Source organism: Paracoccus simplex (genome assembly GCF_042648325.1).
GTDB classification, from domain to species: domain Bacteria; phylum Pseudomonadota; class Alphaproteobacteria; order Rhodobacterales; family Rhodobacteraceae; genus Paracoccus; species Paracoccus simplex.
In genome coordinates this window covers 1-13,262 of record NZ_JBHRXE010000064.1, presented here as the reverse complement: position 1 = coordinate 13,262, position 13,262 = coordinate 1, and the positions used below count along the sequence as shown (strand labels likewise).

The 13,262-nt window shown below is 68.2% G+C and carries 16 protein-coding genes and 2 tRNA genes; 5 read left to right on the top strand and 13 right to left on the bottom strand.

Features of this window, described 5'->3' with window-relative positions; genetic code table 11:
• Positions 1 to 81: 81 nt before the first annotated feature.
• Positions 82 to 1,527: a betaine-aldehyde dehydrogenase gene (gene betB, locus ACFOMP_RS19145; RefSeq protein ID WP_379033532.1), complete on the bottom strand. Its 1,446-nt coding sequence runs from the start codon at positions 1,525 to 1,527 to the stop codon at positions 82 to 84.
• Positions 1,524 to 2,093: a choline-binding transcriptional repressor BetI gene (gene betI / locus ACFOMP_RS19140; RefSeq protein ID WP_289895637.1), complete on the bottom strand. Its 570-nt coding sequence runs from the start codon at positions 2,091 to 2,093 to the stop codon at positions 1,524 to 1,526. The genes betB and betI overlap by 4 nt, the downstream gene beginning before the upstream one ends.
• 130 nt (positions 2,094 to 2,223) lie before the next feature.
• On the opposite strand from betI, the gene choX reads away from it, so the two are divergent.
• From choX to ACFOMP_RS19120, 4 genes are all read left to right on the top strand, one after another.
• Entirely contained in the window at positions 2,224 to 3,177 is a 954-nt protein-coding gene (choX, locus tag ACFOMP_RS19135; RefSeq protein ID WP_289895638.1) for a choline ABC transporter substrate-binding protein, read from the top strand.
• A gap of 193 nt (positions 3,178 to 3,370) precedes the next feature.
• The gene (gene choW / locus ACFOMP_RS19130; RefSeq protein WP_289895639.1) at positions 3,371 to 4,222 is read left to right on the top strand and encodes a choline ABC transporter permease subunit; all 852 of its coding nucleotides are present in this window, start codon (positions 3,371 to 3,373) and stop codon (positions 4,220 to 4,222) included.
• Entirely contained in the window at positions 4,215 to 5,273 is a 1,059-nt protein-coding gene (gene choV / locus ACFOMP_RS19125; protein WP_379033527.1) for a choline ABC transporter ATP-binding protein, read from the top strand. The genes choW and choV overlap by 8 nt, the downstream gene beginning before the upstream one ends.
• 344 nt (positions 5,274 to 5,617) lie before the next feature.
• Positions 5,618 to 5,839, top strand: coding sequence for a hypothetical protein (locus ACFOMP_RS19120; protein ID WP_379033524.1), 222 nt, complete (start codon positions 5,618 to 5,620; stop codon positions 5,837 to 5,839).
• Here the strand turns inward: ACFOMP_RS19120 and ACFOMP_RS19115 are convergent.
• Together ACFOMP_RS19115 and ACFOMP_RS19110 are read right to left on the bottom strand one after the other, a co-directional pair.
• On the bottom strand, positions 5,836 to 6,747 hold the full coding sequence (locus tag ACFOMP_RS19115) for a DMT family transporter (protein WP_379033521.1): 912 nt from the start codon (positions 6,745 to 6,747) through the stop codon (positions 5,836 to 5,838). The genes ACFOMP_RS19120 and ACFOMP_RS19115 overlap by 4 nt on opposite strands.
• A gap of 38 nt (positions 6,748 to 6,785) precedes the next feature.
• A complete protein-coding gene (locus tag ACFOMP_RS19110; RefSeq protein ID WP_379033518.1) occupies positions 6,786 to 7,382 on the bottom strand; it encodes a LysE/ArgO family amino acid transporter in 597 nt (198 codons plus the stop codon).
• A gap of 84 nt (positions 7,383 to 7,466) precedes the next feature.
• On the opposite strand from ACFOMP_RS19110, the gene ACFOMP_RS19105 reads away from it, so the two are divergent.
• A complete protein-coding gene (locus tag ACFOMP_RS19105) occupies positions 7,467 to 8,336 on the top strand; it encodes a LysR family transcriptional regulator ArgP (protein WP_379033515.1) in 870 nt (289 codons plus the stop codon).
• A 39-nt stretch (positions 8,337 to 8,375) separates the two neighbouring features.
• Here ACFOMP_RS19105 and ACFOMP_RS19100 read toward each other — a convergent pair whose 3' ends face one another.
• The 9 genes from ACFOMP_RS19100 to ACFOMP_RS19060 all read right to left on the bottom strand — a co-directional run.
• Positions 8,376 to 9,116, bottom strand: a complete 741-nt coding sequence (locus ACFOMP_RS19100) for a YebC/PmpR family DNA-binding transcriptional regulator (RefSeq protein ID WP_289895645.1) — start codon at positions 9,114 to 9,116, stop codon at positions 8,376 to 8,378.
• Between the two features lie 64 nt (positions 9,117 to 9,180).
• Positions 9,181 to 9,444 carry a ribbon-helix-helix domain-containing protein gene (locus ACFOMP_RS19095; protein ID WP_289895646.1) on the bottom strand — a complete coding sequence of 88 codons (264 nt, stop codon included), beginning with the start codon at positions 9,442 to 9,444 and terminating at the stop codon, positions 9,181 to 9,183.
• On the bottom strand, positions 9,431 to 9,613 hold the full coding sequence (locus ACFOMP_RS19090; protein WP_379033511.1) for a DUF4169 family protein: 183 nt from the start codon (positions 9,611 to 9,613) through the stop codon (positions 9,431 to 9,433). Before ACFOMP_RS19090 ends, ACFOMP_RS19095 begins: the two co-directional genes overlap by 14 nt.
• 29 nt (positions 9,614 to 9,642) lie before the next feature.
• Positions 9,643 to 11,040 carry a class II fumarate hydratase gene (gene fumC / locus ACFOMP_RS19085; protein WP_379033508.1) on the bottom strand — a complete coding sequence of 466 codons (1,398 nt, stop codon included), beginning with the start codon at positions 11,038 to 11,040 and terminating at the stop codon, positions 9,643 to 9,645.
• Between the two features lie 85 nt (positions 11,041 to 11,125).
• Positions 11,126 to 11,680 carry a class I SAM-dependent methyltransferase gene (locus ACFOMP_RS19080; RefSeq protein WP_379033505.1) on the bottom strand — a complete coding sequence of 185 codons (555 nt, stop codon included), beginning with the start codon at positions 11,678 to 11,680 and terminating at the stop codon, positions 11,126 to 11,128.
• A gap of 85 nt (positions 11,681 to 11,765) precedes the next feature.
• On the bottom strand, positions 11,766 to 12,227 hold the full coding sequence (locus tag ACFOMP_RS19075; protein ID WP_019352027.1) for an SspB family protein: 462 nt from the start codon (positions 12,225 to 12,227) through the stop codon (positions 11,766 to 11,768).
• A 177-nt stretch (positions 12,228 to 12,404) separates the two neighbouring features.
• A tRNA-Asp gene (locus ACFOMP_RS19070) sits at positions 12,405 to 12,481 on the bottom strand.
• A gap of 28 nt (positions 12,482 to 12,509) precedes the next feature.
• Positions 12,510 to 12,586: transfer RNA gene (locus ACFOMP_RS19065), tRNA-Asp, on the bottom strand.
• 153 nt (positions 12,587 to 12,739) lie between these two features.
• Positions 12,740 to 13,262 (bottom strand): PRC-barrel domain-containing protein (locus ACFOMP_RS19060; RefSeq protein WP_379033501.1); only part of this gene is annotated, 523 nt, incomplete at its 5' end.

Below are 13,262 nucleotides of genomic sequence, written 5' to 3'. Positions count from 1 at the left end.
GCCTGCCTCCCCTGCACCGCCCTTGCGGGCTGCTTCGTTGCCCAAATACCCATGCCCACCGCGCCGCCGGCGCGGCGCCGCTCAATAGGGCGCATCGACGCCTCCCATGCCGACATAGACCGATTTCAGCTGCGAATAATGTTCGATGGCCGCGGCCGAGTTCTCGCGACCGACCCCCGACAGCTTGACGCCGCCGAAGGGCGCCTCGACCGGGGTCAGGTTATAGGCGTTGATCCAGATGGTCCCGGCCTGCAGCGCCGCCGCAACCCGATGGCCGCGCGCCAGGTCGCGGGTGAACACCCCGGCCGCCAGCCCATAGGGCGAGGCATTGGCGCGGGCGACGGCCTCCTCCTCGGTGGCAAAACCCAGCACCGACATCACCGGGCCGAAAATCTCCTCGCGCACGATCCACATGTCGTCCGAAGCATCGGCAAACACGGTGGGCGGCACGAAGGCGCCCTCGCCCGAGCCGCCGCAGACCAGCCGCGCGCCCTCGGCGCGGCCGCGTTCGATGGCCTCGCGGATCTTCGCCGCCTGGGCCGGGCTGACGATGGGACCGTGCTGGGTTTCCTCGTCCAGCGGGTCGCCGATCCGGACCTTCGCCACCCGCTCGGCCAGCCGGTCGAGAAAGGCGGGCAGGATGCCCTGCTGCACGAAGACCCGGGTGCCGTTCGAGCAGATCTGCCCCGCGGAATAGAAATTCGCCAGCATCGCCGCGCCGACCGCATCCTCGAGGCTGGCATCGTCGAAGACGATCAGCGGCGACTTGCCGCCCAGTTCCATGGTGACATGCCGCATGCCTTCGGCCGCGGCGGCATAGACCTTTTGCCCGGTGGCGACCGAGCCGGTCAGCGACACCTTGGCGACCCGCGGGTCCGTGACCAGCGCCGCGCCCACCGCGCCGCGGCCCTGCACCACGTTGAAGATGCCGGCCGGCAGCCCGGCCTCGGTCAGGATCTCGGCCAGTTTCAGCGCGCCCAGCGGGGTTTCCTCGCTGGGCTTGAAGACCATGGCATTGCCCATCGCCAAGGCCGGCGCCGCCTTCCAGCACGCGATCTGGCTGGGATAATTCCAGGCGCCGATACCGGCGCAAACCCCCAGCGCCTCGCGGATCGTATAGACGAAATCGCCGCCCAGCGGGATCGCCTGGCCGGTGACGGTCGGCGCCAGCCCGGCGAAATATTCCAGCGCATCGGCGCCCGAGGGCCAGTCGGCCACCCGCGTCTCCTGGATCGGCTTGCCGGTGTCCAGGGTTTCGAGCCGCGCCAGTTCCTCGGCCCGCTCGCGGATGAGCTGCGCCGCCCGCATCAGCACCCGGCCACGCTCGACCGGGCGCAGCCCCGCCCAGGCCGGCTGCGCCGCCGCCGCCGCCGCGGTGGCCTTGGCCACCTGCGCCGGCGAGGCCTCGCGCAGGGTGGCGATCACCGCGCCGGTATAGGGATAATGCACCGCAAGCTCGGCCCCCGCGCCCTCGACGAAGGCGCCGTCGATGTAAAGGCTGGCGGCGGGTTGGGCGGAATGGCTCATGGCAGGACCTTCTCCAGATAATCCAGTGTCGTGCGTTCGGCGGCGGCGGCATCGGCCGTGTCGGACAGCGCCGCGCGCAGATAAAGCCCGTCGATCAGCGCCCCCAGCGTGCGGGCAATGCGTTCGGCCCCCGCGCCCGCCAGCGGCCGCAGCGCCACCAGCAGGTTCGAACTGAGCCGGCGGTGATAGACGCGCAGCAGACGCGCCGCCTCGGGCTCGACCAGCGCCAGCGCATAGAAGTTCAGCCAGGCGGCGATGGTGTCGCGCTCGAAATTGGCGCTGTCGAAGCTGGCGGCGACGATGGCGTCCAGCCGCTCGCGCGGCGTGCCGGCCCCCTTCAGCGCCGCGCGGGTCGAGGCGCCGTATTGCGCCAGGATGTGCCGCATCGCCGCCAGGAAGATCCGCTCCTTGGAGCCGAAATAATGATGCGCCAGCGCCGAGGACATTCCCGCCTCGCGCGCGATCTGCGCCACGGTGACGTCCAGCGACCCGGCGCGGCCCACCGTGGTGATCGCGGCGTTGATTAATGCCGCCTTTCGGATAGGTTCAGCACCAAGTTTGGGCATGACAGGACACCGTTTTGTCGTTTCGTTCGAAAATTCGCGCGGGCGACCCGCATCTGGCAGATCTTTGATTGACTCGTCAATCAATAAAAGCCTTAATTGACTCACCAGTCAACAAACCAGGGAGATAAAGATGACATTTCGCCGCACCGCCGCAGCTCTTGCCGCCGGGTTGGTCGCTTCATTCGCCACCGCTGGCATCGCTGCGGCACAAGAGCCGATGGAGTGCCGCAAGGTCGTCTTCTCGGATGTCGGCTGGACGGATATCAGCTCGACCACCGCGCTCGCCTCGAGCGTGCTGCAGGCCCTGGGCTACGAGACCGAGACCAAGATCCTGTCGCTGCCGGTGACCTATACCGCGATGGCCAAGGACGATGTGGACGTGTTCCTGGGCAATTGGATGCCGAGCCAGGAAAACGACCTGAAGTCTTATCGCGACGCCGGCACCGTGGACGTTCTGCGCACCAACCTGACCGGTGCGAAATACACCCTGGCCACCAACGCGGCCGGCGCCAAGCTGGGCATCGACGATTTCGGCAAGATCGCCGCCCACAAGAAGGAACTGGACGGCAAGATCTACGGCATCGAGCCGGGCAATGACGGCAACCGCCTGCTGCTGGAGATGGTGGCGGAAAACAAGTTCGACCTCGGCACCTTCGAGGTGGTCGAAAGCAGCGAACAGGGCATGCTGGCGCAGGTCGCCCGCGCCGACGGCGCCGGCCAGCCGGTGGTCTTCCTGGGCTGGGAACCGCATCCGATGAACACGCAGTTCAAGATGACCTATCTGGCCGGCGGCGACGATGTCTTCGGGCCGGATTTCGGCGGGGCGCGGGTCGACACCAACGTGCGCGCCGGCTATGCAGAGAAATGCCCGAATGTCGGCAAGTTCCTGCAGAATCTCGAATTCACCCTGCCCATGGAGAGCGAGGTCATGGGCCTGATCCTGAACGATGGCGAGGCGCCTGCCGATGCGGCGCTGAAATGGCTCAAGGCCAATCCCGATGCCGCCAAACCCTGGATCGCGGGCGTGACCACCGCCGATGGCGGCGACGCGCAGGCGGCGCTGGACAAGGCGTTGGCCGAATGAATCCGGGCGGGCGGCAGGCCGCCGCGGGCGCAGGACGCGCCCCGGCCTGTCCCCGCGTTCCCGGGCCTTCGGGCCCTTCCTTCCACCTTCGCCGGAAACGAAGACCTGCCCCGCCCGAGGCGTCGGCCCAATGGGCCGACCGCCCGCCGCCGCGCAGGCCTTTCCCGAACGCCCGGCAGAAAGACAAGGACGCATGGAGCAACTGACCGAGCTGGTGACCGGGACCAAGATCCCGGTGGGCAAGACGGCCAAGGCGATCTTCGACTGGCTGAACGCCCATGCCGCGGTCGTCTTCAACTTCATCTCGAAGCTGATGGACGGGCTGATCAACGGCATTCTCGCGCTTCTCGAATACCCGCACCCGCTGATCTTCACCCTGCTGGCGGTGGCGCTGACCTGGGCGCTGCAACGCAGCTGGAAGACCTGCCTGCTGGTGGCGCTGAGCTTTCTCTTCATCCTCAACCAGGGCTATTGGGACGAGACCATGCAGTCCCTGACCCTGGTGCTGTCGGCCTGCGTGGTCTGCATGGCCATCGGCGTGCCCATCGGCATCGCCACGGCGCACCGGCCCAAGCTCTACGCCTGGATGCGGCCGGTGCTGGACCTGATGCAGACGCTGCCGACCTTCGTCTACCTGATCCCCGCCATCGTCTTCTTCGGCATCGGCATGGTGCCCGGGCTGATCGCCACGGTGATCTTCGTGCTGCCGGCGCCGATCCGGCTAACACATCTGGGCATCAGCTCGACCCCGCAATCGCTGGTCGAGGCCGCCATCGCCTTCGGCGCCACGCCGCGCCAGCTTCTGTGGAAGGTCGAGCTGCCAAGCGCCGCGCCGCAGATCATGGCCGGGCTGAACCAGACGATCATGCTGTCGCTGTCGATGGTGGTGATCGCCGCGCTGGTCGGGGCCTCGGGCCTGGGCGTGCCGGTGGTCCGGGCGCTGAACAGCGTGAATACCGCGCTGGGATTCGAAAGCGGGTTCATCATCGTGGTCGTCGCCATCATGCTGGACCGGATGATGCGCGTGGGGAGGCGTGATGACTGATCGCATGGAAACCGCGCGCAACGCGGTCGAATTCGACAATGTGAACATCGTCTTCGGCGATTCGCCCGAGGCCGCCCTGCCGCTGATGGACCAGGGGCTGGACCGCGGGCCGATCAAGTCCGAAACCGGCCAGGTCCTGGGCGTGCACAACTGCTCGCTGACCGTGCGCGAGGGCGAGATCCTGGTGCTTATGGGCCTTTCCGGCTCGGGCAAATCCACGCTGCTGCGGGCGGTGAACGGGCTCAACTCGGTCTGCCGGGGCGAGGTGCGGATCTGGAACGGCGACCGCATGGCCTCGGTGACCAAGGCCTCCGGCGCCGAGCTGCGCCGCCTGCGGCGCGAATGCATCGCCATGGTGTTCCAGCAGTTCGGCCTGCTGCCCTGGCGTTCGGTGCGCGAGAATGTCGGCCTGGGGCTGGAACTGGCCGGCGTCCCTGCCGCCGAACGGCGCAAGCGCGTCGACGCCCAACTGGCCACCGTCGGGCTGACCGAATGGGCCGAGCGCAAGGTGGGCGACCTGTCGGGCGGCATGCAGCAGCGCGTCGGCCTGGCCCGCGCCTTCGCCACCGAGGCGCCGATCCTGCTGATGGACGAGCCCTTCTCGGCGCTGGACCCGCTGATCCGCAACCGGCTGCAGGACGAACTGCTGGAGCTGCAGGAACGCTTCCGCCGCACCATCGTCTTCGTCAGCCACGACCTGGACGAGGCGTTCCGCATCGGCAACCGCATCGCGCTGATGGAGGGCGGCCGCATCGTGCAGGTCGGCACCGCGCGCGAGATCATCGCCAATCCGGTCAATGCCTATGTCGAGGATTTCGTCGCCCACATGAACCCGCTGGCGGTGCTGACCGCCGAGGACGTGGCCGAGCCCGGCGACCTGCCGGGCGAGGCGCTGGACCGCGAAACCCCGGTGCGCGAGGTCATCCGCATGATGACCGAATCCGGCATCGACGCGTTGCCCCTGCAGGGCGGCGGCCGCGTGACCCGGCAAAGCATCATGTCCCGGCTGGTCGCCCGGCGCGGCGCCGGGGGCGGCGCGATCGAGCACTGACCCCATCCTTGTTGCAGCAAGACCATGGCCCGCCCCGCAAACCTCGCGGGGCGGGTTGCCTCGAATCGCAAGATGTGTCTATCAAGGGCCCTGTTCCGCAATCTCGACAGAAAGGGCACCGGCATGATCATCATTACCGCCGCTTCGGCCGCCGCCTTTCGCGGGATGAACCGACGCCAGGACCGGCGTTGACGGAACCCGTTCAGGGCATCCCGCACCGGGACTGAGCTTCCCCATCTTCGCCGACGGCTGACGCCCCGCGATGTCGCACGGGCGCTGCCCGTCGCCTTTTCGACCCATTGCTACATGAGGGCCGTGCCGTGCAGAACGGGCGGCTGGACAGGATGACCCTTGCAACCATCCCTGCCGCGCGGGAACTCCGCGCGCCTTTGGACGAGCTGATCAAGACCCACGGGCTGCTGCGCGTCAGCCTGGCGTTGCTGCGCGCCGCCCTGCGGCGGGGCGGCAAGCCGCCGCCGCCGGTCGACACGCTTCCCGACCACCTGCTGCGCGACATCGGGATCGAGCCGCAGCAGCGTAGCCCGCGCCACTGGGACCTGCGCTAATCGCGGGTCGCGCCGGGCGGCGGGGTGACCAGACCCCGCCGCAGCCGCGCCTCGCGCCAGGTGATATAGCTGATCGCGCCGATCATGACGGCGCCGCCGACCAGCACCCACAGATCGACCGGCTCGGCAAAGACCAGCGCGCCAAGCAGGCTGGCCCAGATCAACTGCAGCAGCGTCACCGGCTGCGTCACCGTCAGCGGCGCCGAGATGAAGGCGCGGGTCATGGCGTAATGCCCGGCGGTGGCGAACAGCGCCGTGCAGGCCAGAACCGCGCATTGCAGCAGGCTCGGCGTCACCCAATGCAGCGCCGCGATGGGCGCCAGCCCGACGCAGACCGTCAGCGACATCATCGCCACCACCACCGAGGCCGGCACATGGTCGGACAGCCGCTTGGCGACCAGATAGGACAGGCCGAAGGTGACCGAGGCGCCGAGCTGCGCCAGATGGCCGGGCTCCAGCGCCCGGATGCCGGGCCGCAGCACGATCATCGCCCCCGCCAGCGCCACGGCGATGGCCAGCGCCCGCCGCCACGAGACCCGCTCGCCCATCAGCAGCGCCGCGCCGACCGTCACCACGATGGGGTTGAGAAAGCCGATGGCGGTGACCTCGGCCACGGTGATGCGCGCCATGGCATAGAACCACAGGATCACCGCCAGCACATGCAGCCCGCCGCGCAGCGCGAACAGCCCCCAGATGCGCGGGGGGAAGCCGCGCCGCAACGCCGGCCCCAGCGCCGGGACCAGCAACAGCAGGCCGAAAGCGAAGCGGATGAAGGCGCCCTCGGCCGCCGGCAGCGCCTGGCCCAGCCAGCGCACCGTGCCGTTGACGCCGACGAAGCACAGCCCGGCCGTCAGCATCCAGAAGATGCCGCTCAGGTCGCTGCGGGTGGTGGCCGGGCCCTGCGTCATCCCGCCGCCATGCCCTTTCGGCCGGCCGGGCGCAAGGGTCAGCCGTTCAGCACCAGCCCAAGGGCGATGCTCCACATCACCAGCCCGACCAGCAGATCCAGCACCCGCCAGGCCGCCGGCCGCGCGAACAGCGGCGACAGCCAACGCGCCCCGTAGCCCAGCGCGAAGAAGAAGATCACCGAGCCCGAGACCGCCCCGGCGACGAAGCCCGGCTTGTCCTCCCAGCGGGCCGAGATCGAGCCGATCAGCACCACCGTATCCAGCCAGACATGCGGGTTGAGCCAGGTCAGCGCCGCCAGCACGCCCAGCGTGGCGGCCAGGCCGGTCGCCCCCTGCCCGGCCCGCAGGCTCTCGCCGCCGCGCCAGGCGGCACGAAAGGCCCGCGCGCCATAGACCAGCAGGAACACCGCGCCGCCCCAGCGCATCGCCTCCAGAAACCACGGCGCGCGCGCCGCCAGCGCCCCGGCGCCCAGCACCCCGGCGGTGATCAGCACCGCGTCCGACAGCGCGCAAAACGCACAGGTCGCCAGCACATGCCGGCGCATCAGACCCTGCTTCAGCACGAAGGCGTTCTGCGCCCCGATGGCGACGATCAGCGACAGGGCGGTGCCCAGACCGGCAAGATAGGCATGCATGCGGCTCTCCTTTTCGGGCCTGTCTTGCCGGCCGGGCCGCCTTCAGGCAAATTTAAAATCGTTATCCGGGTTAAGGCTGGCTTCATGCTCGACTATGCCGCGCTCAGCGCCCTGTCCGAGATCATCCGCCGCGGCAGCTTCGAGGCCGCGGCCGCGGCGCTCGGCGTCACCCCTTCGGCGGTCTCGCAGCGCATCAAGGGGCTCGAGGAACGGCTGGGCCAGGTGCTGATCCATCGCGGCCCGCCCGCCACCGGGACCGAGACCGGGCTGCGGCTGATGCAGCATCTCGACCAGGTGCGGCTGCTGGAAAGCACGCTTGCGACCGGGCTGCAGCCATCCGCCGGCCCGGCGGTGCTGCGGCTGGCGGTGAATGCCGACAGCCTGGCCACCTGGTTCCCGCCGGTGATGGCGGCGCTGCCGGTGCTTTACGACCTGGTGCTGGACGACCAGGACCACGCCCGCGACTGGCTGCGCCAGGGCCAGGTCTCGGCGGCGATCAGTTCGGACCCCGACCCGGTGCCGGGCTGCGACGCGCTGCGCTTGGGCGCGATGCGCTACCAGGCGCTGGCCGCGCCGGATTTCCTGGCCCGGCATTTCCCGAACGGCGTGACCGAACCCGCCCTGCGCGCCGCCCCGGCGATCATCTTCAACGCCAAGGACGCGCTGCAATCCCGCTGGGCCGAACGCGCCACCGGCAAGCGCCTGCACCTGCCCGGCCACCGGATCCCGGCCTCGGAACCCTTTGCCCGCGCGGTGGCACTCGGTCTTGGCTGGGGCATGATCCCCGAAAGCATGGCCGCCCCGGCGCTGCGCGACGGCCGGCTGCGGCCGCTGGTCCCCGGCCTGCCGCTGGACGTGGCGCTGCATTGGCATGTCCAGCGCGCCATGGCCCCCGCCCTTGCCCCCCTGACCGCCGCCATAAGAAAAAGGGCCGCAGCAGACCTGCGACCCTGATTTCTCTCTTGCCCAAATACCCCCGCCGGAGGCGGAAGTTCAAAGCTGCGCCGCCACATCCTCGGGAATGTCGAAATTCCCGGTGACATTCTGCACGTCGTCGTCGTCCTCCAGCGCGTCCAGCAGCTTCATCAGCTTCTGCGCGGTCTCCAGGTCGATCTCGGTCGGGGCCTGCGGCTTCCAGATCAGCTTGGCATGTTCGGATTCGCCCAGGCTGGCCTCCAGCGCATTCGAGACCTCGGCCAGGTCGGTATCCGAGGTATAGATCCAGTGCCCGTCCTCGTCGCTCTCGACATCCTCGGCCCCGGCCTCGATGGCGGCCAGCATCACCGTGTCGGCATCGCCGGCCTCGGGGTTGTAGAGAATCTCGCCCTTGCGGTCGAACATGAAGCTGACCGAGCCGGTCTGCCCCAGGTCGCCGCCATACTTGGTGAAATAGCTGCGCACGTTCGAGGCGGTGCGGTTGCGGTTGTCGGTCATCGCCTCGACGATGATGGCGATGCCGTTCGGGCCGTAGCCCTCGTAGCGGATCTCGTCGTAGTTCTCGGCATCGCCGCCCTGCGATTTCTTGATGGCGCGGTCGATCACGTCCTTCGGCACCGAGTTCGACTTGGCTTCCTTCACCGCAAGGCGTAGCCGCGGGTTCTTCTCGGGGTCAGGGTCGCCCATCTTGGCGGCGACGGTGATTTCTTTGGCCAGTTTCGAAAACAGCTTCGAGCGCAGCTTGTCCTGCTTGCCCTTGCGATGCTGGATATTGGCCCATTTGCTATGGCCTGCCATGGTATGTCCCGGAATTTGGATATGTGCAGCGGCTTTTAGTCAGCCAGGGCCGGCGCCGCAAGCGTTACGCCCGATTCCGGACGATCTCGGCCAGCACGTAAAGCCGCAGTGCCGTGGCCAGCCCCACCTCGGGCGGGCGGGCGGCGTCGATCTGGGCGATCAGCGCCGCGGTGGTGCGTCCCCCGGCGCGGGCCAGCGCGCGCAGCTCGCGCCAGAACGCATCCTCCAGGCTGACCGAGGTGCGGTGCCCGCCGATGGTGACCGAGCGCTTGACCGGCGCCGACATCGGCGGCAGCGGCGGCGCGGCAGGCGGCTCATTCGTCGCCATTCTCGGGAACCTCGCGGCGGTGCTGGTCCAGATGGCGGGCGGCCCGCACCGCGGCGTCCTTCTCGGCGAGCTTCTGGCCCTTGCTGCGGCCGAACTTCGCCGCATTCGCGTCGCCCTGCTTGCGGGCGGCATCGCGGGCGGCGGTCTTGCGCGCCGCCCGCAGGTTCACGACCTTGCCTGAACCGGACCCGGTCAAGATCAGTCTGCCGGACCGATCATCTGCTCGGGGCGGACGATGCGGTCGAAGGTCTCGCCATCGACGAAGCCCAGCGCAATCGCCTCCTCGCGCAGCGTGGTGCCGTTCTTGTGCGCGGTCTTGGCCACCTTGGTGGCATTGTCATAGCCGATGGTCGGCGCCAGCGCCGTCACCAGCATCAGCGATTCCTTCATCAGCTTCTCGATGCGCTCGACATTGGCCTTGGTGCCGACCACCATGTTGTCGGTGAAGGATCCCGCCGCATCGCCCAGAAGCTGCATGGATTGCAGCACGTTATAGGACATCATCGGGTTGTAGACGTTCAGCTCGAAATGACCCTGCGACCCGGCAAAGCCGATGGCGGCGTCATTGCCCATGACATGGGCGCAGACCATGGTCAGCGCCTCGGCCTGGGTCGGGTTGACCTTGCCGGGCATGATCGACGAGCCCGGCTCGTTTTCCGGCAGGATCAGCTCACCCAGGCCGGAACGCGGGCCCGAGCCCAACAGCCGCATGTCGTTGGCGATCTTGAACAGCGAGCCGGCGACGGTCTTCAGCGCGCCCGAGAAGAACACCATCGCGTCATGCGCGGCCAGCGCCTCGAACTTGTTCGGCGCGGTGACGAAGGGCAGGCCGGTGATCTTGGCGATCGCGGCGGCGATGGCCGTGTCCCAGCCCTTCTTGGTGCTCAGGCCGGTGCCGACGGCGGTGCCGCCCTGCGCCAGCTCGTAGATGTCGCCCAAGGCCAGCTTGACCCGCTCGATGCCCTTCTGGACCTGATGCGCATAGCCGCCGAATTCCTGGCCCAGGGTCAGCGGCGTCGCGTCCTGGGTATGGGTGCGGCCGATCTTGATGATGTCCTTGAATTCCTCGGACTTCGCCACCAGCGCCTGGTGCAGCTTTTCCAGCCCCGGCAGCAGCACGTCGCGCGCCTGCATGGCGATGGCGACATGCATCGCGGTCGGGAAGGTGTCGTTCGAGGACTGGCCCATGTTCACATGGTCGTTCGGATGGACCGGCTTCTTCGAGCCCATCTCGCCGCCCAGGATCTCGATGGCGCGGTTGCTGACCACCTCGTTGGCGTTCATGTTCGACTGCGTGCCCGAGCCGGTCTGCCAGACCACCAGCGGGAAGTTGTCGTCGAACTTGCCGGCGACGACTTCCGAGGCCGCCTGCACCATCGCCTTGCCGATCTCGGGGTCCAGCTTGCCGGTGGCCATGTTCACCTCGGCGGCCGCCTGCTTGATCACCCCCAGCGCACGCACGATGGCAACCGGCTGCTTTTCCCAGCCGATGGGGAAGTTCTGGATCGAGCGCTGGGTCTGCGCCCCCCAATACTTGTCGGCCGGCACTTCCAGCGGGCCGAAGCTGTCGGTCTCGGTGCGGGTGGTCTTGGTCATGTCGGATATCCCTCACGGTTCTGCCGGCCTTGTAGCCCCGGCGTGCCGGATTCGCAATTGGTATGCGAAAGTATGCAGTTAGCGCTCACGCCGACTGGCGAAAGACATAGACGCGGGCCGGCGGCAGGTTGGCCCAGATCCGGCGGCTTTTGCGATGGCTCAGGCCGAACCGCGCCCGCACCGCCTCGGACAGCGGCGGCAGCGGGCCATAGGTGATCTGCACGAAGGGCGCGCCCGGCTTCATCATCGACAGCGCCGCGCCGACGATGGCGGCCTGCAGCTCGTCGGGCATCGGCAGGGTCGGCACACCCGAGATCACCGCGTCGAGTCCCTGGCGTCCGACATTGACCATCTCCTGCGCCGGCAGGTTGTGGACCCGCGTGCCCGGAAACCGCTCGCCCAGCCGGGCGCAGAAGGCGGCGTTCAGCTCGTAAAGCTCCAGCCTCTGCGGCGGCAGGCCGGTGGCCAGGATGGCGCGGGTGATGGTGCCGGTGCCGGCGCCGATCTCGGCCACCGCCTCCATCTGCGGCGTGACCAGCCGCGCCATTTCGGCCGCGGTGGCGCGCCCGGTCGGGGCAATGGCGCGGATCTCGGAGGGTCGGCGCAGAAACTGGCCCAGGAAAAGCGACAGGTCGGACAAACGGGTTTCTCCTGCAAGGATGCCGGTTTCCGCCTCTATGGCCTGCCGGTGACAGCACCGTGACGGGCCGGCCGAGGCAGGCGGGCTATTTCCGCCACTTGTCGAGGCTGACCACCTCGGCACCGCCCTTGGGGCCCTCCTCTCCCGGCTCCTCGGGCGCGGGGTCGGCCTCGTCCTCCTCGTCCTCCTCTTCCTCGTGGTTCTCGAAGCGCAGGCCGAATTCGACCGACGGGTCCACGAAGGTGCGCAGGGCGTCGAAAGGGATGTAGAGCGGCTCGGGAGAGTTGCCGAAATTCAGCGTGATGCGGAAACCCTCGGGCGTGACCTCGAGATCATCGAACCAGTGCTGGATGACGATGGTCATCTCCTCGGGATAGCGCTCGCGCAGCCAGTCGGCCATCTCGACATCCGAATCACGGGTGTCGAAGGTGATGAAGAAATGATGCTCGCCCGGCAGCCCGTCGCTGGCCACGGATTGCAGCACCTCGGCGATCAGCCGCTGCATGGCCCGGTGCATCATTCCGCCGTAATCTATTCCGCGTGCCATGGCGTCCTCCGTCGTGATTGGGGGTCAGCATAGGGAATTGAGGCGGCTTGAAAAGCCCCTAGCGCCGCTGCCGGGCACCGCTGCCGGCCGGCTTCTTCGTTGCCCGAATACCCGGAAAGCCGCGCCGGAAGCGCGGCCGCAAAGCCATGGGCCCAAAGGGGATCAAGGGGGGAAAGATGGCGCGGTTGACGGGGCTCGAACCCGCGACCCCCGGCGTGACAGGCCGGTACTCTAACCAACTGAGCTACAACCGCGCATCTTTTCGGCGATATATGGTGGTGGTGGCGCGGTTGACGGGGCTCGAACCCGCGACCCCCGGCGTGACAGGCCGGTACTCTAACCAACTGAGCTACAACCGCGCAGACCACTTCCCCCGGATCGCCGTCCGGGGTGCGAGGGGGTTTACGCACGGGGGCGGGTGGCGTCAAGGCCGATCTTGACCGATCTTGCGCAAAAATGAAGGGGCGCCCCGAAAGGCGCCCCCAAGACCGGGAAAACAAGACAGGCAGGCCCTATTTCCGCACGGTCTTCTCGTCGAAATCGGGCAGCGCCTCCAACTCGGCCTTGGTGTAGTTGGTGGCGAAGAAGGTGTCGTTGCCCACCGTGATCAGGTGGATGGCATCCACGCCCAGCAGCACTTTCTTGGCGCCGATGCCCAGGAAACCGCCGATATCGGCGATATAGCCGACGACCTGGCCCGAATCGTCCAGCACGATGTCGTTGACCTTGGCGATGTCCTGCCATTCGGCCGGGCGCTCCTCGACCTGCGGATCCACCCATTCGGTGGTCGAGGGCTGGTTGGTGGTCCAGATGCGCCGGCTGGTGACCCAGCTCGACAGCACGCCGGGATCGGCTTCCGAGATTGCCGGGGCCTTCACGTCGGGCGGCGTGACCGGCGCCTCGGCGGCCGCGTCCTCGGCGGCAGCAGCGGCATCGTCCGCCGCGGCAGCCGCGTCGTCGGCGGCGCCAGCGGCATCGTCGGCGGCGCCGGCGGCGGTATCGGCGGCCTGCTCGCCCATGCCGGCGGCGGCATCG